Raw genomic sequence first — 26527 nt, 5'->3', positions numbered from 1 at the left:
CATGACCACCGCGCCCGAACCCCACGGCGTCACCGAACCACACGCCCACTCCCACGAACACGACGAGGCGGCCGCCGCATCGTCCCGGCCCAAGCTGGCCGTATGGAAGTTCGCGTCGTGCGACGGCTGCCAGCTCAGCCTGCTCAACTGCGAGGACGAGCTGCTCAGCATCGCCGAGGCCGTCCACATCGCGTACTTCCCGGAGGCCACGAGGGCCGTCGTGGAGGGGCCGTACGAGCTAAGCCTGGTCGAGGGGTCGATCACGACTCCCGACGACGTGCGGCGCATCCACGAGATCCGTGCCCAGTCCGGGGTGCTCGTGACGATCGGCGCATGCGCGACCGCGGGAGGCATCCAGGCCCTGCGCAACTGGGCGGACGTCGACGAGTACCGCTCGGTCGTGTACGCCCACCCGGAGTACCTGAAGACGCTCGATACCTCGACGCCGATCGCGAGCCACGTGGACGTCGACTACGAGCTGCGCGGCTGCCCCGTGGACAAGAAGCAGCTGATCGAGGTGCTCGCCGCGTTCCTCAACGGCCGCAAGCCTCGCATTGCGACGTACTCGGTGTGCGTCGAGTGCAAGCTCAAGGGCAACGTGTGCGTGCCCGTCGCGACCGGCCAGCCGTGCCTGGGCCCGGTCACGCAGGCGGGGTGCGGCGCGCTGTGCCCGTCGTACGGGCGCGGCTGCTACGGGTGCTTCGGCCCGCAGGACAGCGCGAATACCGAGTCGCTCACGCGGCAGCTGGTGGAGCTGGGGATGCCCAGCGACGACATCGTCCGGGTGTACCGCACCTTCAACGCCGGCGCCCCCGCGTTCGCCGCGGCCTCCGACGCGGTCGAGGTCGGCGCGACCGTGCGCTCCACCGTCGACCGGGCGCCCGAGCAGGGAGGCGTGCCATGACCCACCAGCTCAAGGACGGCGGCCAGGTCCTCAACGTCGGCATGCTCGCGCGCGTCGAGGGCGAGGGCGGGATGCACATCGAGATCAAGGACCGCCAGGTCGTCGACGTGAAGCTCAACATCTTCGAGCCGCCGCGCTTCTACGAGGGCTTCCTGCGCGGCCGCACGTACACCGAGCCGCCCGACATCACCGCGCGCATCTGCGGCATCTGCCCGGTCGCGTACCAGAGCGCCTCGACCGAGGCGATGGAGAACATCTGCGGCATCGTCACGACCCCCGAGATCCAGCTCATGCGGCGGCTCCTGTACTGCGGCGAGTGGATCGAGTCGCACGCGCTGCACATCTTCATGCTCCACGCGCCCGACTTCCTCGGCTACGAGTCCGTCCTCGAGATGGCCAAGACCTACCCCGACGTCGTGAAGATGGCGCTGCGGCTGAAGAAGGCTGGCAACGACCTCATGGAGCTCGTCGGCGGCCGCGCGATCCACCCCGTCAACGTGAAGGTCGGCGGCTTCTACCGGATGCCGACCGTCGCAGAGCTCGAGGACCTCCGCCCCGACCTCGAGCGGGGAATCGAGGATGCGCTCGCGGCCGTCGAGCTCGTCGCCGGCTTCGACTTCCCCGAGATGGAGCAGGACTACACCTACGTGTCGCTGCGCCACCCCGACTGGTACCCGCTCGAGCGCGGCAACGAGATCGTCGCGACCAACGGCGTGCGCTTCCCCGTGGCGGAGATCCCGCAGCACATCGAGGAGTTCCACGTCGCGCACTCCAACGCGCTGCATGCCCGCTTCGACGGCGGCACGTACTTTGTTGGCCCCCTCGCGCGCTACAGCAACAACTTCGACCAACTGTCGCCGCGCTGCCAGGAGGCCGCCGTGAAGGCGGGCCTCACCGAGACGTGCCGCAACCCGTTCAAGTCGATCATCGTGCGGACCGTCGAGCTCGCGTACGCGTTCGAGGAGGCCGTGCGGATCATCGATCTGTGGCGCGACGGGCACGCACCGTCGGTGCCGATCGCACCCCGCGCGGGAGAGGGCGTCGGCGCGTCCGAGGCGCCCCGCGGCACCATCTGGCACCGCTACTGCATCGACGCTGATGGGGTGATCGAGGACGCGCAGATCGTCCCGCCCACGTCGCAGAACCAGGCCAGCATCGAGGCCGACCTGCGGCTCGCCGCGCAGCAGTGGGTGGACCTCGACGACCACATGCTCACGCATCGCTGCGAGGAGGCCATCCGCAACTACGACCCCTGCATCTCGTGCGCCACGCACTTCCTGGATCTGCGGGTGAAGCGCTCATGAGCGCCGCGACCGCCGACGAGGGCATGCTCGTGATCGGGCTCGGACAGCCCGATCGGGGCGACGACGCCGTCGGACCGGTCGTCGCCGCGCGGGTGCGCGAGCTCGCGGGCGACAGCGTCACGGTCCTCACGCGGGAGGACCCCACCGCCCTGGTCCAGGCCTGGGACGGGTACCGCGTCGCGGTGCTCATCGACGCGGTCCTCACGGGCGCCGACCCCGGCACTCTCACCGTGAGGAAGGCGGGCCGCGATGCGGAGACACTGCCGACGCACGCCTTCACCGCCGCCGGCCGGGGCGGGAGCCACGCGTTCGGCGTCGCGGGCGCGGTCGAGCTGTCGCGCACGCTCGGCACGCTGCCGGAGCAGCTCGCGATCGTTGGCATCGAAGCGGAGACCTTCGACCACGGTCCGATGTCGGACGCGGTCGTCGCGTGCGTGGACGATGCGGTCGCCACGGTGATCGCGACGCTCGCGCGGGCCGTGGGCGAGCTCAAGGACACGGAGGCCGGGACATGTGCCTAGGGTCGATCGGTCAGGTCGTCGCGGTGCGCGCCGGGGGCGCCGTCGTCGTCGAGGCCGAGGGGCGCGCCTTCGACGCCGCGAACCTGACGCCGGGCGAGGTGCCTCTCCACAGCGGGGACTGGGTGATCGTCCACTCCGGATTCGTCCTGGGTACTCTGTCGGAGGCCGAGGCACTCGATGCCCTGGCCATTCGCGCGGCGGAGCCGGCGCCGCCGCGGGGGCGCCCGCATGCGGTGCCCGCGCTCGATCCCCGGGAGGCGCGATCATGAATCCCACTCGCAGCCGCGGCCTCACGCTCGCGGCAGTCACCGCCTGCATTTCGGGCGTCGCGATCTTCCTGAACTCCCACGGTGTGGCGGCGTATGGAGATCCTGCGGCGTACACGACCGCGAAGAACGCGATGGCGGCACTGATCATCGCCGTGGTGTTCCTCGTCGCGCGGCGCGCGGCGGGCCCCGACGCGGTCTCCGTCACCCGACCCGCGCGCGCCCTCCAGTGGTGGGGCCTCGCGTACGTCGCCGTGCTCGGCGGCGCGGTGCCCTTCGTGCTGTTCTTCCGCGGGCTCGTGACGACGGAGTCCACGCAGGCGTCGTTCCTTCACAAGATGCTCATCGTGGGGGTCGCCCTGCTCGCGGTGCCGCTGCTCAAGGAGCGCTTCACCGCGTGGCATCTCGCCGCGATCGCGCTGCTTGTGGTCGGCCAGGTCGGGCTCGCGGGACCCCTCGGGCTCCTCGCCGACACCGGGACCATGCTGGTCGGCGCGGCGACCCTGCTGTGGGCCGTCGAGGTCGTCGTCGCCAAGCGGCTGCTCGCGGACGTGACCCCGTGGACGGTCTCCCTCGTGCGCATGGCGGGCGGCTCGGCCGCGCTCCTCGCGTGGGCCGTCGCGACCGGCTCGCTCGCGACGGTCATGCCGAGCACCGCGGAGCAGTGGGGGTGGGTGCTCGCCACCGGGCTGCTGCTCGCCGGCTACGTCCTCACGTGGCACCAGGCGCTCATGCGCGCTCCTGCGATCGACGTCACCGCCGTGCTGGTCCTCGGCGCGCTCGTCACCGCGCTGCTCGCCACGATCCTCGACGGCGCGGTGCTCGCCCCGCAGGCGCCGTGGCTCGCCGCGATCCTTACCGGCGCCGCGCTCATCTGGGGAGCGCCGCGCCCCCAGAGTCCCGCGGACGCCGAGACCCAGGGAGCGCACGCATGACATGACCGCCGTCGCGCGCAGGCCCGCACCGCAGGCCACGCCCGCCGCCTACGACACCGAGGCAGACGGCGCGGTCCTGTTCGGCCGCTACGCCTTCCCGCCCAACGAGCGCGGGTACTGCGGACCCGACCGCGCCGGCGAGCTGCTCGAGCGTGTCAGCGTCGGAGCGTCCGGCCGCGCGCTCGAGGAGGTCGCGCGCGGCTTCGAGGGGGCCTGGCCCTACCTCGAGCACCTCGGCCAGTGCCTCGGCCGCGCGCCGCTCGACCCGGTCGTGGTGCGCACCTACTGGCTCGGCGGCCGCGCGCTCGCGCGCTGCGGCGGGCGTGCCTTCGCCGACTCTCTCGAGGTGCGTTTCCGGCCGCGGCTCACGCGGATCGACTTCGAGCGGCTCGCGGCGGCGGTCGGCCACGGCGCCACCCCGCATCACAGCTTCCACGTGTTCGGCGTCTACCCCTGGGTCGGGCTGCTCCGCGGTGGCGCGGGCGAGGCTCCGCTGGAGGTGCTCGACCGCTGCCGCATCAGCTGGGGGCGGGTGGTCGAACTCCGAGGCGACACCGCCGACGTCCTCATCCCTCGGCTCGCGTGGGACGGCCGACGCCTCACGCTCGGCGCGCCTCGCCTCGAGCCCATGCGCATGCGGCGCGGCGAGCACGCGCTCGCCCGGCCGTTCGCGGTCGGCGACTGGGTGTCCCTGCACTGGGACTGGGTGTGCGACAGGCTCGCGCCCGCCGACCTGCGAGACCTGCGACAGTCCACCGCCCACGAGCTGGCGGCGGTCGATTCGTGCGCCTACTCGGCACCCGCCGCGGTGCTCGCGTGAGGCGCCCGCCAGAGAGGAGAGAGTCATGCACATGCCGGATGGAGTCCTGGACCCGGTGACGCTGAGCGTCGCGAGTGCCGTGTCGGTCGGAGCGATCGCCTGGTCGGCCCGAGAGCTCAGACGCGGCGACGTCCGCTGGGGCTTGGCCGCCGGGGGAGCGGGCCTCGTGCTCGTCGCCCATCTGGCCGATGTGCCGCTCTACGGTCCGTACTCCGCGCACGTCATCGGCGGCACGCTGCTCGCCGCGGCGCTCGGCCCGTGGATGGCGATGCTCACGATGGCGGTCGCGCTCGCGCTTGAGGCCCTCGCCTGGGGCGACGGCGGCGTCGCGGCGCTCGGGGTGAACTTCGTCGTGATGGGGGCGGCCGGCGTGCTCGCCGGCTGGGGCGTCTATCGCGCGGTGCTGACGATGGTCGCCCGACGGCGCGGACCAGGCGCGGACGATGCGACGTCGTGGTGGCGCGTGCCCGCGGCAGCGGCGGGGGCGTGGGTGAGCGTGATGGCGTCGGCGCTGACCCTGGCGGTGCTGTCGATCGTCGGCGGCGTCACCGGGATCGTGCTGCGCGAGGTCGTGGCGCCGCACGCCGCGTGGGGGCTGCTCGAAGCCGCCGCGTCCGCATTGATCGTCGCCGCGGGCGTGGCGGTGACGAGGGCGCTGCGGGCCCGCCGCGTCGGCTCGATCGTCGAGGAGTCACTCGCCTCGCGGGCGTGACAGCACCCGGCTGGAGCCGTCCGCGGACTTGACCACGTCGAGCTTCGCCGGGATCGCCTCCTTCATCGTCTCGACGTGGGAGATGAGCCCGACGGTGCGGCCCTGGTCGCGCAGGTCCTCGAGCGTCGCCATCGCGACCTCGAGGGTCTCCTCGTCGAGCGAGCCGAAGCCCTCATCGATGAACAGCGTGTCGAGCTGGATGCCTCCGGCCTCGGCCGAGACCGTCTCGGCGAGCCCGAGCGCGAGCGACAGCGACGCGAGGAACGTCTCGCCTCCCGACAGCGACTGCGTCGCGCGCGTGCGGCCGGTGTGCGCGTCCTCGATCGACAGTGCGAGGCCCGCCTCCTTGTTGCGGTACTGCGCGGAGTCGTCGAGCGCGAGGCGGTACTGACCGGACGACATCACGAGGAGCCGCGCGTTCGCGGCGGCGACGATCCGTTCGAGCTTCGACGCGAGCACGAATGACTCGAGCCGCAGGCGCCGGTCGTTCGGAGGCTTGCCCTCGAGCGCGTCCGCGAGAGTGGCGATCGTGTCGCGCTCGGCGCGCGCGGCGACGCTCGACCGGCCCAGCTCCTCGTACTCCGCGCGCAGGCTCTCGAACTGCTGCGCGCGGTCCCGCGACGCGGTGGCCTCCTCTACCGCGGCGTCGCGCGCGAGCACGGCCGCGGCCTCTGTCGCCGCGAGGGCGTCGAGGTCCGCCGCGTCCTCCGGCAGCTCGCGATCGGACAGTTCCGCGACGACCGCCCTCGCGGACGCGAGCCGCTCCCGGTGCGTCGTGACGGCGTGCTCGAGCTCGCCGAGCGAGTCCCGGGGCAATTCGGCGTCGGAGGCCGCCTCGACCGAGTCGAACCCTGCCGCGGCGAGCTCCGTCTCGAGCGCTCCCTGCGCCTTCGCTACCGCCTCACGCGACGAGACGGCGGACTGCATCGCGGTCCCGACGCGCTCGAGCAGCGCGACCGCTCGGTCGAGCGCCGACGCGTACGCGGCGACGCTGTCGTAGCCGTCGGGTCGGTCGGCCGCGTGTGCGCGCGCCGCGTCTAGAGCGGCGTCGGCACGGGTCTGCGCCTCGCGGGCCTCGGTCAGCGCGTTCGCGTGCGCGGCCAGCTCTTCCGCGAGCCCGACCCTGACCGTCTCGAGCGACTCGAGCGCGGCACGCAGGCGGTCGCGCTCGGCGGTCGCCTCGAGCGCGGCGTCCCGTGCCGTCTGTGCGGCCTCGAGCGCCTCTGCGGCATCTTCAGCGCTGCCCTCGCCCGCGGACTGCGCGGCGGCGGCGATCCTCTTGTCGTGCTCGACCCGTTCCGCGCGGGCGCCCTCGAGGGCGGTCGCGGCGGCCTGCGCGGCCTCGTAGGCGGCGTCCACCTCCTCGTCCGTGACGTGGTCGTCCGTCGGCTGGGCGGGCGAGGGGTGATCGAGCGAGCCGCACACGGGGCACGACTCGCCGTCCACGAGCGCCTCGGCGAGGTGCGCCGACTGCGAGGCGAGGCGCCTGCGCACGAGCGCCGCGTGGTGTTCGTGGCGCTCCGCGGAGGTGTCGGCCGCTTCGGCCTCGCGCAGACGGATCGGTCCCGCCCGCTCCTCGAGCCGCGACACGAGCGTGTGCGCCGCGACGGCGGCGGTCGCGCGCACCACCTCGGCCTCTAGGTCGTCGGCTCGCGCCGCGGCCGTCGTCGCGATCTCCAGGTCTGCGCGCAGCGACTGCTCCTGCGCGGGCAGCGCGTCGAGCCCTTCCTGCGTCGCGACCTGCGCTGCGGCGGCGGCGACGACCGCCGTGGCGCAGGCCTCGGATGCGGCCGCGAGGCGCGGCAGCGCGCGTTCGGACTCGAGCGCGTCCTTGAGCGAGCCCCTCTCTGCGGTCAGCGCGCTCGCGCGTCCGTCGAGGGCCTCCGGCGCCGCCTCGGCCAGGTGTCCCTCGGGCCACGCGAGCGCACGGCTCGGATCCGATTCCGCGGCGGCCAGGACTGTGGCGAGTGCGGCCCGCGCCGACGACTCCTCGCGCTCGGCCTCCAGCAGCGTCCTGCGGGGTCCGGCGACGGGGACCGCGCGGCGCGCGAGAGCGAGCCGTGCCTCACGCTCCGCCTGGGCCTCGGCGTCCGTCTCGAGCTCGGCCTGCGTGTCGCGTGCGCGGTTCAGGCGCACGCGTGCCTCCTCGTCCGACCGTGCCTTCGACAGTGCCGCGGTCGCCGACTCGGCCGCATCGACCGCCGCGGACCGGGTCTCGCCGGCGAGGCGCGCGGCCTCGGTCAGCGCGTCGGACTGCACCGACAGGAACTGCTCGCGGTCCGAGGCGGCGGGCGTCTCGAGCCCCACGAGGGCCGCCGCACGCGCGGCGAGCGAGGCGAGGCCCGCGTCGGCCGACTCGACCTTCCTGGACGCCTCCTTCGCGCGCTCGCGCATCCTCGCCTCGAGGTCCTCGAAACGCTGGGTGCCGAACAGGGAGCGCAGCAGCTTGCGGCGCTCCTGCGTGTCCGCCTTGAGGAACTCCGCGAACCGGCCCTGCGCGAGCAGGATCACCTGGAGGAACTGGTCGCTCGTGAGCGGGACCGTGGTCGCGACGTGCTCCGCGACCTCGCGCGGCATCGTCGCGATCGGTTCCGGTTCGCCCTCGCCCACCCGGTAGAGCGAGGCGGTCGCCTTCTCCGTGGTCACGCCGTCGCCGCGGCGCTTGGTGCGCTCGTAGGCGGGCGAGCGCACGACCCTGTAGCGCTGCCCGTGCAGCTCGTACTCGAGCGTCACCGTCGTCGGCTCGTCGGGTCCGCAGAAGTCGGAGCGGACGGACTTGTCCGTGCCCTCATAGCGCGGCACCTTGTCGTACAGCGCGAAGCAGATGGCGTCGAGGATCGTGCTCTTGCCCGCGCCCGTGCGGCCCGAGATGACGAACAGCCCCTCGGCGTCGAACTGCGTGAAGTCGATCGTCTGGCGCGCGCGGAAGGGCCCGAAGCCCTCCGCCTCGAGGCTGAGGATCCTCATCGGAGCGACTCCTTGGCGTCGATCGCCTCGAGAGCCTCGTGCAGCAGGGCGGTCTCCTCCGCCGTCGGGCCCTGACCGTTGCGCACGAACGCGAGGAACTCATCGATCACCAGGGAGTCCGACTTGCCCTCGACTCGCGTCGCATACGTCGCCTCGCCATGGTCATGCCTCGTTGCGGGACGATGCGCCAGGGTCACCGCGTGCGGGTAGCGCGTCTGAAGCCTCCGCATCGCCTCGCGGGGGAGTTGGTCGTCCGTGAGGATCGCCTCGACCCAGGCGTCGACGGCCTCGGGATGGGCGTCCTCGGTCAGGAGCTCGTCGAGGGTGCCCTCGATCCTGACCGCCGCGCGTGGAGTGGGCAGCTCGAGCCACTCGACCAACGCGAGGCCTGCCTGGTCCAGTTCCACGAGCCAGACACCCTTGGCGCTCGAGCGCTCGCCGAAGCTGAACCGCAGGGGGGCGCCGCTGTAGCGGACGCTCTCGCTCAGCGTCTGGCGGCCGTGGATGTGCCCCAGGGCGACATAGTCGACACCGGCGAAGACCTCGATCGGCACGAGGTTCAGGCCTCCGCGCGTGATGTCGCGCTCCTCGGTCCGCCCGGAGTCCTCCGTCGTCGCCTCCACTCCGGCGGCGAAGCAGTGGCTCGCGACCACCGTGCGCAAGGTGGGGGAGCCGGCCCGCCTGGCCGTCGCATCGTCCCTGACCAGGCCCATCGCGAACGAGAGCGCGTGCTCGTGCGTGGATCCCGTGAAGTCGGCGAACGTGGCGCGCAGGAACTCGGGGTGGATGTACGGCAGGCCGTAGATCGCTACCGGGCCGTGCGCATCCTCGAGCAGCACCGGCTCCGCGAGCCTCGCGAGGTCGGTGCGGATGTGGACGCCGCCGAAGGCCGCGAATCCGGCCATGTGGCCCAGGCGCGCGGGCCCGTCGTGATTGCCCGACGTGAGCACGACCTCGGCGCCCGCGGCACGGATCTCCGCGATCACGCGGTTGAGCATCGTGAACGCCTCCGCCTTGGGAGTGGAGGAGTCGAACACGTCTCCGGCGACGACGACCGCGTCCACGCCGTGCTCCGTCACCTGGGCGACCAGGGCCGACAGGACGAGCTCGAGATGCGCATCCGTGCTGTGCCCGTGGAAGGTGCGTCCGAGGTGCCAGTCCGACGTGTGGATCACTCGCATGGCCCGAGGCTATCCGGGAGCCCTGACATGCGCGGGCAGGCGCGGAGAGCGTCGGCTCACTGGCACGGCGTACCGCTCAGCGTTTGCGAAGTTGGACAAACGGAGTGACCATCGAAATTGGTGACATAAGTGACGTAAGTGACGTCAGTGGGAGGAGGGACCCCTTCAAGGGTCCGTATCTCGCACACAAGCGTGACGATCCAGGGGGTGAACGCATGCGTCGCAAGGTGCTCGTTGCGGCTGGCGCAGCCGCCGCGCTCCTCATCGCGCCCATCGCCGTCGCCGCGACGGTCGACACCGTGCAGGCTCCGAACGTCAACGTCAATGCGGCCTGCGGCACCGACTACCACCTCGACGTGACCTACAACGAGGACCCGACCCCGGGCTACTGGGTGCTCCACGCGACGGTCGTCGGCTCCGACGGTGTACCGATGACCTTCGACATGGTCGACACCGACGGCGACCTCATGGGGATGCATGTGTTCATCCCCGCGGCCGACCTGCCTGACGAGGGGTATGACTACACGGTCGACGCGACCTTCGTCGAGCTGGACTCCGAGGGCAACTACGTCGACGAGGTCGAGTTCCCGTCGGTATACGACGGCATCTGGTGCGGCGGTGCGAGCTCGCCCGAGCAGACCCCGACCGTCACCGTGACCGTCACCGCGACCGCGACGGTCACCGCGACGGCGACCGCGACCGAGACGGCAACTGCCACCGCGACGGCCACCGTCACCGCGACCGAGACCGCCACTGAGACGGCGACCGCAACGGCAACGGAGACGGTGACGGAGAAGGCCACCGAGACGGCCACCGCCACGGCTACCGAGACGGCGACCGAGACGGCGACCGCCACGGAGACGGCGACGGAGACCGCGACGGCCACCGCGACAAAGACTGTGACGGCTACAGCGACGGAGACGGTGACCGCGACGCCGCCGACGGTGACGGTGTCTGCCTCGCCCGCGCCCGTCGTGACGGTGACCGAGACGGCGACTCAGACCGCCACCGCGACGGAGACCGCCACGGAGACGGCGACGAAGACAGCCACCGCGACCGCGACGGAGACGGTCACTGCGACGCCGCCGACGGTGACGGTGACGGCCTCGCCCGCGCCCGTCGTGACGGTGACCGAGACGGCGACGAATACCGTGACCGCCACGGAGACCGTCACCAAGCCGGCGGTGACCGTCACCGCCGAGCCCGCGCCCGTCGTGACCGTCACCGCGACCGTGGTCGCGAGCCCGAACGCCGTGGTGACGATCACCGAGATCGAATCCAAGCCGGCAGTCACCATCACGGAGACCGAGTCCAAGCCTGCGGTGACGGTCACCGAGACGGAGTCCAAGCCTGCCGTGACCTTCACGCTGACCCAGTCCGCGAAGCCGGCCGTCACGATCACGGAGACCGAGCCCTGCCCGTGCCTCACCGGATCCGCGCTTCCCACCGGCGACTCGACCACGACAGGTGGCGGCGTGGACCCCGACTCGACGACGGAACCGACCTCGGACCAGCTGCCCGCGGCTGACAGCGCCGACGCGGTGGCGGCCAACCCGAACTACGTCGGCTGACGGGGCGCGCCGAGGCTGACCCACGGCAGATCCGTCGCATGTCCGAGGTCGCCGCGGCGCGCCGACGACGCCCGACGTTGAGGCTCGCGCGCGCATCGTGCACAATGGGCGACGCAGCGCATCAAACGAAGCCTCGGATCCGCCGCACCCGGCTCGACCAGCCGGAATGCGAAGTGGAAGTTGCCTGCGACAGCCCGTCGACCCCGCGTCGACGGCCGCCCGATGCCGGGCTCAGCCGTCGCCGCACCGAGGAGAACAATGAGCAAGCTCATCCAGACCACCACCGCCGGCTCGCTGCCGCGCACCAAGAAGCTCGCCGAGGCGAACGCCGCGCGCCCCGTGTCCGAGGACGGCTTCACCTTTGAGACCAACGACGAGTTCGAGTCCCTCCTGCAGGAGGCCGTCACGGACGTCGTGAAGCAGCAGGTCGAGGCCGGCATCGACATCGTCGGCGATGGCGAGTTCGGCAAGGCGATGTCGCCGGGTCACGACTTCGGCGCCTGGTGGTCGTACTCGTTCCAGCGCACCGGGGGCCTGTCGCTCCCGCCGAAGGACGCCCCGATGCCCGAGCCGGTCCGCTCGAGCCCCGGCAACGTGCGCCTCACGTCGATGAACGACCGTCGCGACTGGACGAAGTTCGCCGAGGCCTACTTCGACCCGACGTCGGGCGTGCTGCTCGGCGACGTCCCCTACTGGCCCGAGACCTCCGGCCCGCTGACCTACCGCGGCCACGACCTGGTGTCGGCCGACGTCCGTCACCTGCGCTCGGCGCTCGACGCCAACGGCCTCGAGGACGGCTTCATCACCGCGCTCGCTCCCGGCTCCGCCGCGCGCATCGGCAACTCGTTCTACAAGACCGAGGAGGAGCACATCTGGGCGTGGGCCGACGTGCTCCGCGAGGAGTACAAGGCGATCGTCGACGCGGGCTTCACCCTGCAGATCGACGACCCCTCGCTCGCCGAGTCGTGGGACCAGATCAACCCCGAGCCGTCGGTCGCCGACTACCGGGCCTTCATCCAGACCCGCATCGACGCGATCAACCACGCGATCGAGGGCCTGCCCGAGGACAAGGTGCGCCTGCACCTGTGCTGGGGCTCGTGGCACGGTCCGCACACGACGGACCTCGAGTTCGCGCACATCGCGGACAAGATGCTCGAGGTGAACGCGGGCGAGTACTCGTTCGAGGCCGCGAACGCGCGTCACGAGCACGAGTGGAAGGTCTGGAAGGACGTCCAGCTCCCCGAGGGCAAGAAGATCGTCCCCGGCATCGTCGGCCACTCGACCAACGTCGTCGAGCACCCCGACCTGGTCGCCGAGCGCATCCTCCGCTTCGCCGAGCTCGTCGGACCGGAGAACGTCATCGCGGCGACGGACTGCGGCCTCGGCGGCCGCGTCCACGGCCAGATCGCGTGGGCGAAGCTCGAGTCGCTCGGCGAGGGAGCGCGCCGCGCCGAGGGCCTGCTGAACGGCTGACGCCCGCACCGACGCCAAGGCCCGGCTCCCGCAGCGCGCGGGGGCCGGGCCTTCGTCGTCCCCGGACGATGCGCCGGCCGGGCTCTCGCCTTCTCCGGACGATGCGCCGGCCGGGTCGGGTGTCAGACCCCCGTTCTACGGTCGTCGCCATGGCCCTCGATCGGGGGCCTCGGCGCATCCTGAGGGGGATCTGACCATGCACACCATCGACACCCGCTACATCCTCGTGGACATCGAGAACCTGCTCGGCTGCAGTCCCGAGCTCGCCTCCGACGCGGCGTGGGACGCCGCCTGCGAGGGGCTCGTCGAGGCGCTCGGCTATCGGCCCGAGACCGACCGGCTCACCGTCGCCTCGGCGCCGGCGTGGGCCTTCGAGGCGAGCGCGCGGTTCCCGCATGCGAGGCTCGTCGTGCGAGAGGGCGCGTCGGGCGCCGACCGAGCGCTGTGCGATGAGGTCGAGGACGCGGAGTGGGTCGCCTCGCGCTTCGCGGAGGTCGTCATTGCGAGCGGTGACCACGAGCTCGTCGCTTCGGTCGCGGGGCTGCGGGCGGCCGGCGTGCGCACCACGGTCGCGGCGATGCCGATCACGGCGTCGGCGGAGCTGACCGCGGGCGCGGACGACGTCGTATGGCTCGAGAGGCCCGCGAATCGGCTGGGGGAGGGCGCCTACGTGCGGGTCGCCGACGGCATGGGGCGAGGACGATGCGCCACGCGCGCGGGTCACGCGCTCGCCGCCTGAGCGGTCCGGACATGGCAACACCCGGTGCTCGCGTCGCGCCGTGACGCGTGCACCGGGCGTAGATGTGAGGCGGCGGGCCAGGGGGAGAAGGAACGCCCGCCGCCACGGCTATGGGGGAGGGGTGTCGGTCCCGCTTGACCGAGGAGTCGATGTCTTCATGGCACTCACGTTACGAGCCGTTGCGCCGTCTCAGAGGACGTCCCAGCCAGTTATGCGGCAACTCCCAGCAGCCGTGTCGCACGATGCTCGACCGTGGGGCGCGGTCGTGGACCGAGACGCCGGAGGCAGGTCGCTGCGGTGAGGTCCAGGGGAGCACGGGAAGCGCCGCGCGACACGTCCGTCCACCTGGGGAGCGAACCGGGGCAAACCGGGTAGGGTAGGGCAGCGTGCCTGGTATCGGGGGATGCCACGGGCACGGCTCGCGAAATACGTGGGGGCGAATTAGCGTTGTCAGTGATGGCACTTGGCAACGTTCTACATCAAGGGGGAACAGTGACCACGCCGAACCTGGCGACCGTAGCCATCCGCCCGTTGCGACGACCGGTCGCACCGACGCGGGGGACCGTGACGAGCGCGCCGACGCTCCGCGTCCCCATCTATTTCCTTATCGAGCTGGTGCTCGCGGCCGCGCTCGCGTACCTCGCCTACACCGCGTTCACCGAGCAGTGGTTCTTCACGGGCATCGAGTCCCTCACGGACTGGTACATCGACACGATCGCGCCGCACTTCGAGTTGGGGCTGTCGTTCCGCACCCCGCCGGAGATGGGCTCCACGGGACCGGAGATGGTCGGCCGGGCAACCGGCGTCTTCACCTGATCGAAGGGTGAGGCGGCGGCGACGCCGCCGACTGGCGCGACATCGTCGACCGCCAGATCCTTGCGTCCCCTACAGTGCGCGTGCGGCGGCCCGGTGGTCGACGGGTAGGGCGACCGTGCCCAACCACTCGTCGACCCGCTGCTCGAAGAGGTCTGCCGCGTCCGCGTCGTAGTCGCGCAGCGACCGGTCGACGAACATATGCCGCCGATCGGGATAGCGGAACACGCGAGCGTGCGGTGCGCGGAACGTCAGCCGGTTGAGCGCCTGCTCGTCGACCCACTCGTCGGGATCGGCGATGTGGATGTCGAGCGGTACCTGGTGGCGCCAGTCGCCGCCGAGGGCGAGCGGTCGCAGGCAGCTGCCCATGAGCAGGCATCCGCGGATCCGGGGCAGGTCCTGAGCGAGCTGCTGGGCCTGCGCGGCTCCCAGCGAGAAGCCCATGACGATGGTCGCGTGCCGGTGCTCGCGTGCGGCGCGGTGCGCGACCTCGGCAAGGGCGTCGTGGCCGATGCTCTGCGCGTGCTGGATGCCGTCGTCGAGCCTGTCGAAGGTCTTACCTGCGTAGGAGTCGGGCGTGTGGACGATGTGCCCCTGCGCACGCAGGCGATCGGCAAACGACCTCAGACCGTCCGTGAGGCCGTGCGCGTGGTGGAAGAGCAGGATCTCTGCCATAAGCCCAGTCTCGCCCGAACGTGGCCTCCACGCGAGTCGAGCGTGCGTGCGCCATGGCGAGGACGGGTGGGTTCGCGACGGGTAATGGAGGCTTCTGCCAGGGGAGATGGGGCCGGTGCTCGAAATAGCCGCCCACGTATGGGCGCCATTGACCATACGTGGACAGGTCTCTGGTGGTGCCATCGGCGGCGCCTCGTTCTCAGAACCGAACTTAATGCCTGTGACCGTTCACAGGTGGACGTCCGCACGGTCCCGTGACCGTATCGTGACCTACATCCCGGTCGTCGCGAGGGCGTCCGACGTCGGTTCCTCGGAACCGCCCTTGGGCTCCTCGGTGACCGCGATCGCGGCGACGTCGTCGAGGCTCGCGTGCATCATCGTCATGACCTCGCCCGAGTCGTCGGGCATGAACGTCGGCCCGGCCATGGTGGAGCCGTCGTCCATCACGAGCCATAGCTGGTACTCCATGCCGTCCTCCGGCATCGGCGTATCCGAGCACATGACTGCGACGCCCTCCATCCGGTCCGACACGACGACGTGCGTGGTGCCGAGATCCAGGTCCATGGTGTGCGCATCGGGGGCGGAGACGATCATCATGACGTCCCGCTCCATGGCCGCGGTCTCGCCCGGGTCCGTGGTCGGTCGCAGCAGGCCGAGGCCCACGGCGACGACGACGACCACGGAGGCGGCCGCGGCGCTCAGCGGAAGCCAGCGGTGCGCGGGCCGCCGCAGCGCCCGGGAGGCGGACCGGCCGCCTGTGCGGGAAGCGATGTCGGCGGTCGCCGCCACTGAGGCGTGCTCTGGCGCGCCCTCCGACGCGGCCGTGTGGGCCGTCTCCGCCACCACATCGTCCCCGGCTTCTCCGGCATCGCCGGGCGTGAGCTGGGGCGTGACCGCGATCCGGGCCATGACGTCGGCGCGCAGGGTCTCGGGAGGCGCGATCGCCTCGGCGTCGGCCATGGTCGCCGACACCTCGCGGAGCGAGGCGACCTCGCAGCTGCAGTCCGAGCAGCGCGCAAGGTGGCGTTCGAAGGCGGCGCGCTCCTGGTCCGTCACCGCGTCCACGATGTAGGGGCCGAGCAGTGCGTGCACGCTCTGATCGTCGCTCATCGCTCCTCCCCCCAGATGTCTCGAAGTCGTGTCAGTCCGTCCCGGATCCGCGCCTTCGCGGTCCCGAGCGGGATGTCGAGGGCCTGCGCCACCTCGCGGTGGGTGAAGCCCCGGTAGTACGCGAGCTCGAGGGCCTCGCGCTGGCGCTCGGTGAGCGCGGCCAGGCCACTGCGCACCCGCGCGGCCTCCCACTCGTGCTGCATCGTGTCGATCACGGTGTCCTGCTCGGCTGGTTGCCTCTCAGGCTGCGCGCCGTGGGCCCTGAGCCTGTCGGCGTGCGCCTGCTCGGACCGCACGCGGTCGACCGCCCTGCGGTGAGCGATGGTGAGGATCCACGACCGGGCCGAGCCCGCATCGGACCTGTACCGCGCGGCACGGTGCCATACCTCCACGAGCACCTCCTGTGCCACGTCCTGCGCCATCTCGCGGTCGCGGACGATCCGCACCGCGAGGCCGTGCACCGATCCGGCGACGGCGTCGAAGAGCTCCTCGAAGGCGACCTGGTCGCCGCGGCCGACGCGGGTGAGGAGGTGGTCGAGCGCGTCGGCCTCGCGTGGTCGACGCCCGGACGATGCGGCGTCGGGGGCGGACGCGGCGGTGCGGGCGTCGGGGTCGTCCCCGTCGCCACGCACCGCCCTGAGATGCCGTTCGCCCATGGTCGTCGTCACCGCCCCCGTCAGGAGTCGGAGCTCTCCTCCATCATCTCGTCGTCCTCCATGGAGTCATCCTCCATCGAATCGTCCTCCATGGAGTCCTCCTCCATCGAGTCCTCCGACATCATCTCGGAGTGTGAGGCGGTCGGCTCCATCGTGTCGTCCGCGTCCTCGGTGTCTCCGCAGCCGGCGAGCATGCCGGCGGCGAGGAGCGCGACGGCGGGGCCGACGATCATCTTGGGTGCGAGCTTCATTGGTTCCCTCCCTGTGCTCGTGAGCGACGGGCGCCGCTCATGGGGTTGTTCGGTGCGGGTGGCTCCCCGGATGGGGTCGATCATCCGAAGGTGAAGGCGTAGGCCTCGAGACCCTCGGTGAAGTCGAGCCTCACGATCCCGTCCTTCGCGTCCCCTGAGACGAGCGTGTACAGGTCCGATGTGCCGTCCACCTGGACCTCCGAGACGTCGCCCGTGTCGATGTCGGTCACCGTGACGGTGCCCTCTCCCGCGAGCACGAGGTAGACGTCGGCGGCGTAATAGTGCAGGTACAGGCTCGCGTCCTCGCCCGCGAGCGCGTACTCGGGCGCGATCGTCCACGTGCCCGCGAAGGCGAAGTGATCCAGCTCGGGCGAGGCCTGGCCGGTGAACGTGGTCGCCATGCCGAACGGCAGCGGGCTGTTCTCGGCGTACGCGATGCGCCTCGAACCAAGGTAGGACTCCTGCGTGCGCCCGCTCGTGTCCGCAGTCTCCGCGGCCTCCACGAAGTCGCCGTCCGACGCTCCGAGCAGCTCCTGGATCAGCGCCTCGGTGGCCTCGTACTTCCCCTCTCCGTAGTGCACCTGGCGCACGTTCCCCTCGGTGTCGATGAGGTAGTGCGCGGGCCAGAACCGCTGGTCCCACAGCCGCCACGTGGTGAAGTCGTTGTCGAGCGCGACCGGGTACTCGATCCCGTAGCGCTCGGTCGCGTCGACCACGTTGGACTCGACCTTCTCGAACGCGAACTCGGGGGAGTGGACTCCGACGATCTCGAGTCCCTGGTCCGCGTACTTCTCGTACCAGCCGGTCAGGTAGGGGAACGTGCGCTGGCAGTTGATGCACGAGTAGGTCCAGAAGTCGACCAGGACCACCTTGCCCTCGAGGTCCGGCTCGGCGCCGTCGTCGGTATTGAGCCACGCCTCGATGCCCTCGAAGCCGCGCGCCTCGCCGCAGTCCTGCAGGATCGTCGCGTCCTCCTCGCACTGGTCGAAGGTGAGCGAATCGCCCGAGGCGGCTGCCGCATCGTCCCTGCCCGTGAGCTCGTCAAGCTCGTCCTGGACCGCGTCGTTGTTCTCGACGCGCTCCTGGATGCTCGCGAGGAATCCTGGCACGGAGCGCTGGAGCGGCTCCGCGATGTTCGTCGCGATCACGACTGCGGTGAGCATGAGGACGACGCCCGAGGCGATCCGGATCCCCTGCAGGCGGGTGCGCACCCACTTCGTGCGCGAGCCGATCGCCTGACCCGCGAGGCCGAAGACCAGCAGCGGGATCGCGATGCCTGCCGAGAACGCGAGCGTGAGGACGACGAGCCCCCAGCTGACCCCGTTGGTCGCGGCGAGCACGGTGATCGCCGCGAGGATGGGTCCCGCGCACGGGACGAAGACCAGGCCCAGTGCGAGGCCCATGACGTAGCCGTTGCCGTCGCGGTTGAGCGTGGGGATGCGCGTGTTCTGGAACGGGCGCTCGAGGATGTGGCCGACGGCGGGGACCGCGAGGCCCAGGCCGACGATCGCGAGCACGACGATGCCGATCCACCGCAGCAGATCGTCGGGCAGGCCGAGGCTCGAGAGCAGGATCCCGCCGAGCAGCGTGAACACCGCGAAGCTCGTGACGAGCCCCGCGACCACGACGATCGGGCGCCGCTTCGAGGCCGCCCCGTCCTGGATCGCGCTGGTGAGGATGGCTGGCAGGACCGGCAGCACGCAGGGGCTGACCGCGGTGATGATGCCGGACACGAGCCCGACGATGAGGAGCGTGATCATGTCTGGTGTTCGGAGGCGACCCGGCGGGGGACGGGTGATGCCATTGGCCCCGCCGCCGCCTCGCTCACCATGCGCTCCGCACGGATTCTGATTCGACACCCCGGCGACACGCCGACAGTGGCGGGCGACACGCTGGCGCGTCGTCATGCGATCCGTGCGTGGTGCATGGGGCGTCTTCTGGCGGTTGGCCGGGTCGCGTGGAAGAGTCGAGACCATGACGGTGGGATTCGTGCTGGGAGGCGGCGGCGTGCGCGGCGCGGTCGAGATCGGCATGCTGCAGGCGCTCGTCGAGGCGGGGATCCGCCCCGACGTGATCGTCGGCACGTCGATCGGCGCGATCAACGGCGCGGCCTTCGCGGCCGACCCGACGCCGGCGGTCATCGAGCGACTCACGGACGCGTGGGGCTCGCCCGCGGCGTCGGCCGTCTACGGCGACTCGTGGGCGCGCCAGCTCCAGCGGCTCGCGACGTCCCGCATCCACCTCAACGATCCCGAGCCGCTGCGCGAGCTGATCGCCGCGATGGTCGGCGAAGACGCCCGTTTCGAGGACCTCGAGATCCCGCTCGCGGTGTGTGCCGCGAGCATCGAGCGTGCGGCGGAGCAGTGGTTCGACTCGGGGCCGCTGATCAGCGCGGTGCTCGCCTCGGCCTCGGTGCCCGCGGCGCTGCCGCCGACGTACCTGAACGGCGAGCACTACGTGGACGGCGGGCTCGTCAACTCGATCCCGCTGGGCGAGGCGATCGCACGCGGCGCGACCCAGGTGTACGTGCTCCAGGTGGGCCGCATCGAGGAGCCGCTCACCGCGCCTCGCAGGCCGTCGGATGTCGCGAAGGTGTCGTTCGAGATCGCGCGCAGGCACCGCTTCGCGCGCGAGCGGGCGCAGATCCCCGACGGGGTCACCGTGCACGTCCTTCCCTACGGCGGACCGCACCCGCTGGACTCCAAGCCGGGCTCGTACCGGCGCATGGACGCCACCCACGCGCGCATCGCGGCCGCCTACGAGGCATCGGCCGCCTACCTGGCGCTCGACGGCGAGCGCTGAGGCACGGGAGGATGCTCGCATGAGTGCCGCCGGACGCTTCCGCCTGCCCCCGATCTGGGTGCGCCGCATGGTCATCGCCCCCGCGCTCGTGTTCGTGGCGATCGCGGTACTGCCCGTCACCGTGATCCTGCTCGCGGTGGTCGCGGGTGTCGTGAGTTGGGCGCTTCCGGGCCGGCTGCGGCTCACGCGCGTGTTCGCGATGGCGGTGTTCTACCTGATGTGGGAGGCCTTCGCGCTCGTGTGCCTGTTCCTGCTGTGGGTGGGATCTGGCTTCGGACTGCTCCTCAAGCGGCCGGGCTTCCAGCAGGCGCACTACACGCTCACGAGCCGTCTCCTCGCGCTGCTGTTCTGGCAGGTGCGGTGGACGCTGCGGCTCGAGATCGTCCACGAGGACGAGGACCTGTACGGCGCCGCCGAGGGTCGGCCGGTCATCGTCGTGAGCCGACACGCGGGTCCAGGTGACTCGTTCGTGATCGTCGAGGCGCTCCTCAACCACTACTCGCGCGACCCCATGATCGTGCTCAAGGACACGCTCCAGTGGGACCCCGCGATCGACGTGCTGCTGCATCGCATCCCGTCGAGGTTCGTGACGCCGCGGCGCCACCGCCGCGCGGGGTCGCCGGGCGGCTCGGAGGCGGTCGGGCAGCTCGCCGCGGGCATGGACGATGACGACGCGGTGCTGATCTTCCCCGAGGGCGCGAACGTGACCTCGCGCCGGCGCGAGTCCCGGATCCGGTCGCTGCGCGCGGCCGGTCACGACGCGCTCGCCGACCGGGCCGAGGCGATGCCCAACGTGATGCCGCCCCACGTCGGGGGAGTGATGGCGGCGATGGAGGCCAGCCCCGACGCCGCCGTGATCGTCGTGGCGCACACCGGCCTCGAGGACCTGTCGACGATCAAGGACGTCTGGCGTGAGCTGCCGATCGACAAGCGCATCACCATGAAGGGCTGGACCGCGATGCCCGAAGAGATCCCCGCCGACGCGGAGGAGCGCACCACGTGGCTCTTCGACTGGTGGGAGCGCGTGGACGGCTGGATCAGCAGCAAGGAGGACGAGGTGTCGGACGCCGCAGGCAAGGGGCGACTGGTCCCTGGGCGCATGAAACTGCTCGATCGTCAGGCTCGCATCGACTGGGCACTGGTCGGCGTGCAGGCGCTGCTGTTCCTCGGTGTGGGGTTCTGGCCTGGATCGTGGAGCCCCGATGTGCCGGGCGCGCCGCTCGCAGGGCTCGCGGTCGTCGTGGTGGGAAGCGTCGGGCTCGCGGTGTCGGGCTACCACCTCGGGCGCGCGCTCACGCCGCTGCCGACGCCGAACGGCACGGGGCTCATCGCCAAGGGGCTGTACCGGTGGATGCGACACCCGCTGTACACCGCGGTCGTGGTGATCTGCGCGGGCGTCGCGATCGCGCGCGGTGAGGTCGTGGTGTGGGCGCTTGTGGGGGCGCTCGCGGTCTTCTTCGAGTTCAAGACACGGCTCGAGGAGTCGTATCTGCTGAGGGAGTACGACGGCTACGCGGACTACGCCTCGAGGACCGGGAAATTCGTGCCGGGACTGGGCCGGATCCGATAGCGGACGAATCCGCAGAAGGCGGGTAGTATCAATTGCAGGAATGTCGACCCGGTTCGATATTCCCATATTGATAATGTCACAATCGGGCGCGGACAAACCCGGCGAAACTGGCACATTCGGGCCCGGACCAGCGGTATTCTCAGCAAACTGTGCGGCATCGAGTGACCGATAGGCTCGAATTCGCGTTTACCAGACAGTAGAATGATTGATATGGATCCTCGACGCTCTCGCCTTCTCCTGCACCCCGTCCGCATCCGCGTGTCGCTCGTGCTCGCCCAGTCCGAGATGAACGTCAAGCAGCTCGCGAAGGTGCTCGATGACGTCCCCCAGGCCTCCCTCTACCGCGCTGTCGCGGAGCTGCTCGACGGCGGCATCATCGAGGTGACGCGCGAGGAGCGTCGTGGCGGTGCGATCGAGCGGTACTTCCGCGCCAACGAGCAGGAGAGCCTCATCTCGCGCCAGGATCTCGGCACGCTCGGCCCGGCCGAGTTCGTCGCCGGCATCGAGGGCCTCAACCGCATGCTTGCGGCCGACGCCTCGCGGTACATCTCGAGCGAGGGCTTCGACTGGGTGGGTGACTTCACCCGCATCAGCCGCAACATCGGCTACTTCGACGACGAGGAGCGTGGCGAGGTGCAGGCGCTCGTCAACGAGCTCATCGAGCGCTTCGCGAAGGCCGCCGAGTACCGCCCCGGCACCAAGCCGACCCTGCTCAACGTGTCGGCCTTCCCGTACGTCGCGGGCGAGCACCACGAGGACGAGGCAGCGGAGCAGCCGGAGACCGCCGACGCGCACGCCTAGGAGGCTCCTCCGGCTCGGCTCGGCCCTCAGGCTGGCCGAGTCCTCGCGTCGATCACCCGCGAGCGGGGTACCTCTTGCTCGGCTCAGCCCTCGAGCACCTGCGTCCGCAGGGTCGTGAGCGGCACCGCGCCGTAGCGCAGCACCCGGTCGTGGAAGTCACGGATGTCGAAGTCCGCGGCCTTCTCCGCCTCCGCGCGGATCGCCTGGATCTCGAGCCGCCCGACCATGTAGGCGAGCGCCTGCCCGGGCAGCGCGATGTAGCGATCCACCTCCTGCTCGACGTGCGCGCGGTCGATCGGCGAGTGATCCACCATGTACTGGATCGCCTGCTCGCGGGTCCAGCCGAACGCGTGCAGCCCGGTGTCGACGACGAGCCGGCACGCGCGCATCGAGTCGTTGAGCAGCATCCCGACGCGTGACATAGGCGTGGAGTACAGCCCCATCTCGTCCGCGAGGCGCTCGGCGTACAGCGCCCAGCCCTCGACGTACGCGGTGTTGAAGAACTCCCGCTGCACACGGTGCAGCGACTCGTCCTCTGCCGCGAGCGCGACCTGGAGATGGTGGCCGGGTACGGCCTCGTGGAACGTCAGCCCCTCGAGCTCGTACGTCGACCATGCCGACGGGTCAGAGGTCTTGACGTAGAACGCCGGCTGCTTGCCGGTCTCGGGGTCCGGGGCGGAGTAGTAGCCCATCGCGCCGAAGTCGGTGGCGTTCGCGGTGCAGCGAGACTGCGGCAGCGTGTGGAACCACTCGTGCGAGGCCGCGTCCGCGCGCGCGAGCGCCTCGGTCGCATCGGCGATCAGCGTCTCCGCGGACGAGTAGCGCAGCGACGGGTCGTCGCGCAGCCGCGCGTAGATCTCGGCGACGTCGTCCGTGCCCACGAGAGGCCCCGCGAGCTCGCGGTACTCCTGCTCGAGCCGCGCGACCTGCGCGAGGCCGAGCGCGTGCAACTCGTCGGGAGTGCGGTCCAGGAGCAGGGTCCCCCAGATCTGCTTGCGGTAGACGTCGAGCCCTCCGTCGAGGTGGCACAGGCCGGGCCTGTCGTCGGGGCGGCCGCGCTCCGCGAGCGCCCGGAGGCGTGCGGCGTAGGCGGCGAGGCCGGGGCGCACCTCGTCGCGCACGATCGCCACGAGGCGCTCGCGCCAGGCATCGGCCTGCGCCGCGTCGAGCTCGGTGGGCGGGGCCTGGCCGCACAGCCGCTCCGCGGGACCCGCCTGAGTGGCGAGGTAGGTCTCCGCGGTCTCCGCCGTGCCGATCAGGTGGCTGCGCAGCGCGACGCGGCCCTCGTCCGCGGCGGCCTCGGCGACGTCCATGAGCTGGTCGAGCATCGCGGGCATGCGCGTGAGCTTGGTGAGATAGTCCTCGCCGTGCGCGGCGGTCGCCAGCGGGAACATCGTGGCGAAGGACATGATGTCCTCGAGCACCCCCATGCGCGGAGTGACGGACAGCAGCTCGGGCTCCCAGATCGCGAGGAGGGCGTTGCTGCGTGCGGTGGTGGCCACCACGTCGCGCAGCGCGCGCTGCGCCGGATCGTCGTCGATCTCGAGTGCCTCGGCGGCGCTCGCGATCTCGTCGTAGCGCCGGGAACTCTCCGCACGGGCCTCAGGCGAGACGTCGGTCCACTCGCTCAGGTGGTCGAGCTTGCCGTCCCACAGCAGCCCTGTGGGGTTGCTCGACGTAGCGTGGTCGTAGAGGTCGTCGGCGATGCGCTGCAGCTGTGACATGCCTCGACGCTACGCCGAATCCTCGGAGACGTGAGGCGCGCGCAGGTCCCGCCACGACCGCGTGTCGCGGTCGTACGTCTCGGCTGTGCGCACGATCCCGAGCTCCTCGGTCGAGGCCGCCACCGACACGAGGCCCGCGACCACGAGCGCCCACACCGGCATCGTCCCCGTGGCGAGGGCCGCGCCCGCGGCGATCGCGACCGCGACGCCCGTCGCCCTGTTGAGGCGCGTGTGGATGATCGAGACGACGCGGAAGCGGGTCCAGGTCGCGGCGACGACCGCGAGCCTGGCGGCCGTGACCGCGACGACCGCCCACCAGACCCAGGGTGCGATCGGCCATGACACGGCGACGAGCAGCGCGACGACCGTCGCGACCGTGAAGACCGCGTCGGCGAGGCTGTCGAGCCTCGCGCCGCGGTCCGAGGCCGTCCCGGAGCGGCGCGCCCACCAGCCGTCCAGGGCGTCCGTGGCGACGCCGAGCGCGAAGAGGGTGACCAGCATCGTCTGGGCCTGCGGTGCGGCGATCGCCGCGGCGGCGAGCGCGACTCCGAGCGGGACACGCGCGAACGACAGCGCGTCCGCGAGTCCCACGCCGCGCCCGCCCCGAGAGCTCATGGGACGAGAGTAGGCCGCGTCAGTCCTCGCTGCGGTAGGGGTCCAGGGCCTGGAGGGCCGCGATCTGCTCCTCGGCATAGGACTCGGCGTAGGACTCGGCCTTCGCCTCTCCGGGAGTCATCTCCGGCGCCTGCACCGCGTCGGCCTGCGAATCGTGGTCCCCGGGGGCGGGCGCGTGCTCGGCGAGCACCGCGTCGGACGCGGCGACGTGCTCCTCCGCGGCCAGGCGCACCGCCTCCGCCGCGATGGCCTCCTGCTGGGCGGAGAGCGCCGCGGCCTGCGCGAGCGCGCGCTTCTGCTCGACCGTGGACCGCCTGCCGACGCGCGCCGTGCGCGCGGACGGCCAATGCGGGGTGGGTCGTGCGAGGCGGGCCCCGACGAGCGGGCGGTTCCAGGCGGACGCCATCTTGGAGCGGCGCTCCGCCCCGGGCTGCTCGGCGGCGTGCTGGCCGACCGCCCACTGCGCGGCGACGGGACGATGCGTGGGCGCCTCGGTGCGGCGGCGCCACTCGCGGCGCTTGTCCCGCAGCTCCTGCTGCCTCTCGAGCGCCATGCGCACCTGGCGCGGCACCGCGAGGCGCGCGACCACCTGGGCGTCGACCGTGGCGAGCGCGACCAGCGCGGCCCCGGAGAAGGCAAGCGACACGATCGGCAGCCAGCGGATGCCGAACGTCGAGACGATGACGGCGCCGATGAGCGGGCCGACCGCCGCTCCGACGTTTGCGGTAACCATGTACAGGCTCGAGCCGATGTCGGTGCGCCAGGGCGTGTGACGCATCGCCCAGTTCAGCAGCCCCGCGACCAGTACGGCCCAGCCCGCGGACACGGAGACCTGCCCGAGCACCGCCGACCAGGGCTGCGCGAGCGCGTACAGAACGTACGCGAGCACGACGCCGAGGATGCCGAGGCCGACCGTCTGCACCGCGTGCCGGGCGAGGAACGGGCTGATGAGCAGCGTCGCGGCGACCCCGACCATCCCGCCGAGAGAGAACAGCAGTGGCACCGCGCCGGGAGGCAGGCCCGCGGCCCCGGTGTAGTAGGCGACGATGTACGTCCACGTGATCGCCATGCCGATCTGCATGCCGAACGTGACGACGAGGACTCTCAGGAAGTGCTTGAGCGACGGCACGTCACCGATCGTGTGGTGGACCGGGGGCGGGTCCACGCCCTCGTCGTCGTCCTCGTGCTCGTCCTTGACGGGGCCGGGCAGGACCAGCGGGAGCGCGACGACGAGCGCGAGCCCGAGCACGGCGAGCGCCCAGAACGGCTCATGCCAGCCGACGGTCTCGCCGACCACGGTGACGAGCGGCGTGCCGATGACGCCCGCGACGGACGCGCCGACCATCACGCGCGTCACGGTCATCGCGCGCAGGTGAGGCGCGAAGAGGCTCGCGGCCGTGGGCGCGACGACGCCCCAGAAGAGTCCGTGCGCCGCGGCGGTCACCATGCGGCCTGCGGCGAGCTGCGCGAACGAGTGCGCCGTCGCGGCGATCACGACGCCCGTGGTCCACACCGCGAACGTCGCGGTCAGCGTCGTGCGCTTCGAGAGCCGCCCGGCCAGCATCGTCAGGGGCACGGCGGCGACCACGACCGTGAGCGCGAAGGCGGTGGCGAGCAGTCCGACCTGAGCGACGGCGATGCCGAGGTCGTCCGCGATCGCGGGCGTGAGCGCGACGATCGCGCCCTCGTTCACGCCCGCGGCGAAAGCCGCGCCCGCGAGCACCATGAGCGCGGTCTTGGCCCGCCGAGGGGACAGGGTCAGCGCTGCGAGGGAGCGGGCTCCAGGCTCCGGCTCGTCCACGACGACCGCGTCGATCACTCCCGTGACGGGGATCGCGACCGTGGTCGGCTCGGGGTCGTAGGCCTCCGTCGCCGCCGGGTGCGCAGGCTCGTCGGAGTGCAGCAGCTCATCGAGCGCGGCCATCTCCAGAGTGCGGGTCGTGGCGGACAACGGCGGTGAACCTCGACGGGTCTCGGGGCAGCATCAAGGGACGATGCCGGGGGTGGGTCAGGGGATGTGGACGCCGAGGTCGGGGCCTCGCCGGGGTGGGGTATCCGCGCAGGAAACGCGGCAATTGATCGTACGGTTCCAGGCCGCCTGATGTCGAAGCGGAAGG

The 26527-nt window shown here is 71.4% G+C and carries 24 protein-coding genes; 14 read left to right on the top strand and 10 right to left on the bottom strand.

Annotated elements, in window-relative coordinates; translation table 11 throughout:
• The first annotated feature begins 1 nt into the window (after position 1).
• Genes B7K23_RS13985 through B7K23_RS13955 form a run of 7 tightly spaced genes read left to right on the top strand, consistent with a single transcriptional unit; the run spans position 2 to position 5462 of the window.
• Positions 2 to 904 (top strand): oxidoreductase, encoded by a 903-nt coding sequence (locus tag B7K23_RS13985; protein ID WP_084127306.1) that lies wholly within the window; start codon positions 2 to 4, stop codon positions 902 to 904.
• Positions 901 to 2208: a Ni/Fe hydrogenase subunit alpha gene (locus tag B7K23_RS13980; protein WP_084127305.1), complete on the top strand. Its 1308-nt coding sequence runs from the start codon at positions 901 to 903 to the stop codon at positions 2206 to 2208. Before B7K23_RS13985 ends, B7K23_RS13980 begins: the two co-directional genes overlap by 4 nt.
• Positions 2205 to 2729 carry a hydrogenase maturation protease gene (locus B7K23_RS13975; RefSeq protein ID WP_084127304.1) on the top strand — a complete coding sequence of 175 codons (525 nt, stop codon included), beginning with the start codon at positions 2205 to 2207 and terminating at the stop codon, positions 2727 to 2729. The genes B7K23_RS13980 and B7K23_RS13975 overlap by 4 nt, the downstream gene beginning before the upstream one ends.
• A gap of 23 nt (positions 2730 to 2752) precedes the next feature.
• Complete coding sequence (locus B7K23_RS13970) at positions 2753 to 2998, top strand: HypC/HybG/HupF family hydrogenase formation chaperone (protein ID WP_159451436.1); 246 nt, start codon at positions 2753 to 2755, stop codon at positions 2996 to 2998.
• Positions 2995 to 3930 (top strand): DMT family transporter, encoded by a 936-nt coding sequence (locus tag B7K23_RS13965; RefSeq protein WP_084127302.1) that lies wholly within the window; start codon positions 2995 to 2997, stop codon positions 3928 to 3930. The genes B7K23_RS13970 and B7K23_RS13965 overlap by 4 nt, the downstream gene beginning before the upstream one ends.
• A gap of 1 nt (position 3931) precedes the next feature.
• Complete coding sequence (locus tag B7K23_RS13960; protein WP_084127301.1) at positions 3932 to 4750, top strand: DUF6390 family protein; 819 nt, start codon at positions 3932 to 3934, stop codon at positions 4748 to 4750.
• A 25-nt stretch (positions 4751 to 4775) separates the two neighbouring features.
• On the top strand, positions 4776 to 5462 hold the full coding sequence (locus B7K23_RS13955) for an energy-coupling factor ABC transporter permease (RefSeq protein ID WP_084127300.1): 687 nt from the start codon (positions 4776 to 4778) through the stop codon (positions 5460 to 5462).
• Here B7K23_RS13955 and B7K23_RS13950 read toward each other — a convergent pair.
• Both B7K23_RS13950 and B7K23_RS13945 read right to left on the bottom strand, forming a co-directional pair.
• Positions 5442 to 8429, bottom strand: a complete 2988-nt coding sequence (locus tag B7K23_RS13950) for an AAA family ATPase (RefSeq protein ID WP_084127299.1) — start codon at positions 8427 to 8429, stop codon at positions 5442 to 5444. The genes B7K23_RS13955 and B7K23_RS13950 overlap by 21 nt on opposite strands.
• Positions 8426 to 9610 (bottom strand): exonuclease SbcCD subunit D C-terminal domain-containing protein, encoded by a 1185-nt coding sequence (locus B7K23_RS13945; protein WP_084127298.1) that lies wholly within the window; start codon positions 9608 to 9610, stop codon positions 8426 to 8428. The genes B7K23_RS13950 and B7K23_RS13945 overlap by 4 nt, the downstream gene beginning before the upstream one ends.
• Before the next feature lie 215 nt (positions 9611 to 9825).
• On the opposite strand from B7K23_RS13945, the gene B7K23_RS15780 reads away from it, so the two are divergent.
• The 4 genes from B7K23_RS15780 (at position 9826) to B7K23_RS13925 (ending at position 14209) form a co-directional block, all read left to right on the top strand.
• The gene (locus tag B7K23_RS15780) at positions 9826 to 11181 is read left to right on the top strand and encodes a hypothetical protein (protein WP_159451435.1); all 1356 of its coding nucleotides are present in this window, start codon (positions 9826 to 9828) and stop codon (positions 11179 to 11181) included.
• A gap of 258 nt (positions 11182 to 11439) precedes the next feature.
• Positions 11440 to 12654: a cobalamin-independent methionine synthase II family protein gene (locus B7K23_RS13935; RefSeq protein ID WP_084127297.1), complete on the top strand. Its 1215-nt coding sequence runs from the start codon at positions 11440 to 11442 to the stop codon at positions 12652 to 12654.
• 196 nt (positions 12655 to 12850) lie between these two features.
• Positions 12851 to 13393: an NYN domain-containing protein gene (locus B7K23_RS13930; protein WP_084127296.1), complete on the top strand. Its 543-nt coding sequence runs from the start codon at positions 12851 to 12853 to the stop codon at positions 13391 to 13393.
• A 492-nt stretch (positions 13394 to 13885) separates the two neighbouring features.
• A complete protein-coding gene (locus tag B7K23_RS13925) occupies positions 13886 to 14209 on the top strand; it encodes a hypothetical protein (RefSeq protein WP_143338309.1) in 324 nt (107 codons plus the stop codon).
• A gap of 69 nt (positions 14210 to 14278) precedes the next feature.
• On the opposite strand, the gene B7K23_RS13920 is transcribed toward B7K23_RS13925, so the two are convergent.
• The 5 genes from B7K23_RS13920 to B7K23_RS13900 all read right to left on the bottom strand — a co-directional run bounded on the left by B7K23_RS13920 (position 14279) and on the right by B7K23_RS13900 (position 18658).
• A complete protein-coding gene (locus tag B7K23_RS13920; protein WP_159451434.1) occupies positions 14279 to 14881 on the bottom strand; it encodes a dienelactone hydrolase family protein in 603 nt (200 codons plus the stop codon).
• 270 nt (positions 14882 to 15151) lie between these two features.
• Complete coding sequence (locus B7K23_RS13915; protein WP_084127567.1) at positions 15152 to 15991, bottom strand: anti-sigma factor; 840 nt, start codon at positions 15989 to 15991, stop codon at positions 15152 to 15154.
• Positions 15988 to 16647, bottom strand: coding sequence for a sigma-70 family RNA polymerase sigma factor (locus B7K23_RS13910; RefSeq protein WP_084127566.1), 660 nt, complete (start codon positions 16645 to 16647; stop codon positions 15988 to 15990). Before B7K23_RS13910 ends, B7K23_RS13915 begins: the two co-directional genes overlap by 4 nt.
• 20 nt (positions 16648 to 16667) lie before the next feature.
• Entirely contained in the window at positions 16668 to 16898 is a 231-nt protein-coding gene (locus B7K23_RS13905) for a hypothetical protein (RefSeq protein WP_084127293.1), read from the bottom strand.
• Between the two features lie 80 nt (positions 16899 to 16978).
• Complete coding sequence (locus B7K23_RS13900; RefSeq protein WP_159451433.1) at positions 16979 to 18658, bottom strand: cytochrome c biogenesis protein DipZ; 1680 nt, start codon at positions 18656 to 18658, stop codon at positions 16979 to 16981.
• A gap of 214 nt (positions 18659 to 18872) precedes the next feature.
• On the opposite strand from B7K23_RS13900, the gene B7K23_RS13895 reads away from it, so the two are divergent.
• The 3 genes from B7K23_RS13895 to B7K23_RS13885 all read left to right on the top strand — a co-directional run bounded on the left by B7K23_RS13895 (position 18873) and on the right by B7K23_RS13885 (position 22071).
• Positions 18873 to 19700: a patatin-like phospholipase family protein gene (locus tag B7K23_RS13895; protein ID WP_084127565.1), complete on the top strand. Its 828-nt coding sequence runs from the start codon at positions 18873 to 18875 to the stop codon at positions 19698 to 19700.
• Between the two features lie 19 nt (positions 19701 to 19719).
• Positions 19720 to 21270: a 1-acyl-sn-glycerol-3-phosphate acyltransferase gene (locus B7K23_RS13890; RefSeq protein ID WP_084127291.1), complete on the top strand. Its 1551-nt coding sequence runs from the start codon at positions 19720 to 19722 to the stop codon at positions 21268 to 21270.
• 210 nt (positions 21271 to 21480) lie between these two features.
• Positions 21481 to 22071: a helix-turn-helix domain-containing protein gene (locus tag B7K23_RS13885; protein ID WP_159451432.1), complete on the top strand. Its 591-nt coding sequence runs from the start codon at positions 21481 to 21483 to the stop codon at positions 22069 to 22071.
• A gap of 83 nt (positions 22072 to 22154) precedes the next feature.
• On the opposite strand, the gene B7K23_RS13880 is transcribed toward B7K23_RS13885, so the two are convergent.
• From B7K23_RS13880 to B7K23_RS13870, 3 genes are read right to left on the bottom strand one after another with little or no spacing between them, the layout of a single operon-like run.
• The gene (locus B7K23_RS13880; RefSeq protein ID WP_084127289.1) at positions 22155 to 23795 is read right to left on the bottom strand and encodes a DUF885 family protein; all 1641 of its coding nucleotides are present in this window, start codon (positions 23793 to 23795) and stop codon (positions 22155 to 22157) included.
• 9 nt (positions 23796 to 23804) lie between these two features.
• Complete coding sequence (locus B7K23_RS13875; protein ID WP_159451431.1) at positions 23805 to 24410, bottom strand: CDP-alcohol phosphatidyltransferase family protein; 606 nt, start codon at positions 24408 to 24410, stop codon at positions 23805 to 23807.
• A gap of 19 nt (positions 24411 to 24429) precedes the next feature.
• Positions 24430 to 26361 carry an MFS transporter gene (locus B7K23_RS13870; protein WP_143338307.1) on the bottom strand — a complete coding sequence of 644 codons (1932 nt, stop codon included), beginning with the start codon at positions 26359 to 26361 and terminating at the stop codon, positions 24430 to 24432.
• Between the last annotated feature and the right edge of the window lie 166 nt (positions 26362 to 26527).

Origin of the sequence: Demequina sp. NBRC 110054, from assembly GCF_002090115.1 — a bacterium.
Taxonomy (GTDB): Bacteria; Actinomycetota; Actinomycetes; order Actinomycetales; family Demequinaceae; genus Demequina.
Note: the sequence above shows the minus strand (reverse complement) of the source record. Positions and strands in the feature narration are given on the sequence as shown.

What these genes read in the sequence shown, in the direction of transcription:
- B7K23_RS13985 (WP_084127306.1), top strand. Translation starts at nt 2, where the DNA reads ATGACCACCGCGCCCGAACCCCACGGCGTCACCGAACCACACGCCCAC.
- B7K23_RS13980 (WP_084127305.1), top strand. Translation starts at nt 901, where the DNA reads ATGACCCACCAGCTCAAGGACGGCGGCCAGGTCCTCAACGTCGGCATG.
- B7K23_RS13975 (WP_084127304.1), top strand. Translation starts at nt 2,205, where the DNA reads ATGAGCGCCGCGACCGCCGACGAGGGCATGCTCGTGATCGGGCTCGGA.
- B7K23_RS13965 (WP_084127302.1), top strand. Translation starts at nt 2,995, where the DNA reads ATGAATCCCACTCGCAGCCGCGGCCTCACGCTCGCGGCAGTCACCGCC.
- B7K23_RS13960 (WP_084127301.1), top strand. Translation starts at nt 3,932, where the DNA reads ATGACCGCCGTCGCGCGCAGGCCCGCACCGCAGGCCACGCCCGCCGCC.
- B7K23_RS13955 (WP_084127300.1), top strand. Translation starts at nt 4,776, where the DNA reads ATGCACATGCCGGATGGAGTCCTGGACCCGGTGACGCTGAGCGTCGCG.
- B7K23_RS13950 (WP_084127299.1), bottom strand. Translation starts at nt 8,429, where the DNA reads ATGAGGATCCTCAGCCTCGAGGCGGAGGGCTTCGGGCCCTTCCGCGCG.
- B7K23_RS13945 (WP_084127298.1), bottom strand. Translation starts at nt 9,610, where the DNA reads ATGCGAGTGATCCACACGTCGGACTGGCACCTCGGACGCACCTTCCAC.
- B7K23_RS15780 (WP_159451435.1), top strand. Translation starts at nt 9,826, where the DNA reads ATGCGTCGCAAGGTGCTCGTTGCGGCTGGCGCAGCCGCCGCGCTCCTC.
- B7K23_RS13935 (WP_084127297.1), top strand. Translation starts at nt 11,440, where the DNA reads ATGAGCAAGCTCATCCAGACCACCACCGCCGGCTCGCTGCCGCGCACC.
- B7K23_RS13930 (WP_084127296.1), top strand. Translation starts at nt 12,851, where the DNA reads ATGCACACCATCGACACCCGCTACATCCTCGTGGACATCGAGAACCTG.
- B7K23_RS13920 (WP_159451434.1), bottom strand. Translation starts at nt 14,881, where the DNA reads ATGGCAGAGATCCTGCTCTTCCACCACGCGCACGGCCTCACGGACGGT.
- B7K23_RS13915 (WP_084127567.1), bottom strand. Translation starts at nt 15,991, where the DNA reads ATGAGCGACGATCAGAGCGTGCACGCACTGCTCGGCCCCTACATCGTG.
- B7K23_RS13910 (WP_084127566.1), bottom strand. Translation starts at nt 16,647, where the DNA reads ATGGGCGAACGGCATCTCAGGGCGGTGCGTGGCGACGGGGACGACCCC.
- B7K23_RS13905 (WP_084127293.1), bottom strand. Translation starts at nt 16,898, where the DNA reads ATGAAGCTCGCACCCAAGATGATCGTCGGCCCCGCCGTCGCGCTCCTC.
- B7K23_RS13900 (WP_159451433.1), bottom strand. Translation starts at nt 18,658, where the DNA reads ATGATCACGCTCCTCATCGTCGGGCTCGTGTCCGGCATCATCACCGCG.
- B7K23_RS13895 (WP_084127565.1), top strand. Translation starts at nt 18,873, where the DNA reads ATGACGGTGGGATTCGTGCTGGGAGGCGGCGGCGTGCGCGGCGCGGTC.
- B7K23_RS13890 (WP_084127291.1), top strand. Translation starts at nt 19,720, where the DNA reads ATGAGTGCCGCCGGACGCTTCCGCCTGCCCCCGATCTGGGTGCGCCGC.
- B7K23_RS13885 (WP_159451432.1), top strand. Translation starts at nt 21,481, where the DNA reads ATGGATCCTCGACGCTCTCGCCTTCTCCTGCACCCCGTCCGCATCCGC.
- B7K23_RS13880 (WP_084127289.1), bottom strand. Translation starts at nt 23,795, where the DNA reads ATGTCACAGCTGCAGCGCATCGCCGACGACCTCTACGACCACGCTACG.
- B7K23_RS13875 (WP_159451431.1), bottom strand. Translation starts at nt 24,410, where the DNA reads ATGAGCTCTCGGGGCGGGCGCGGCGTGGGACTCGCGGACGCGCTGTCG.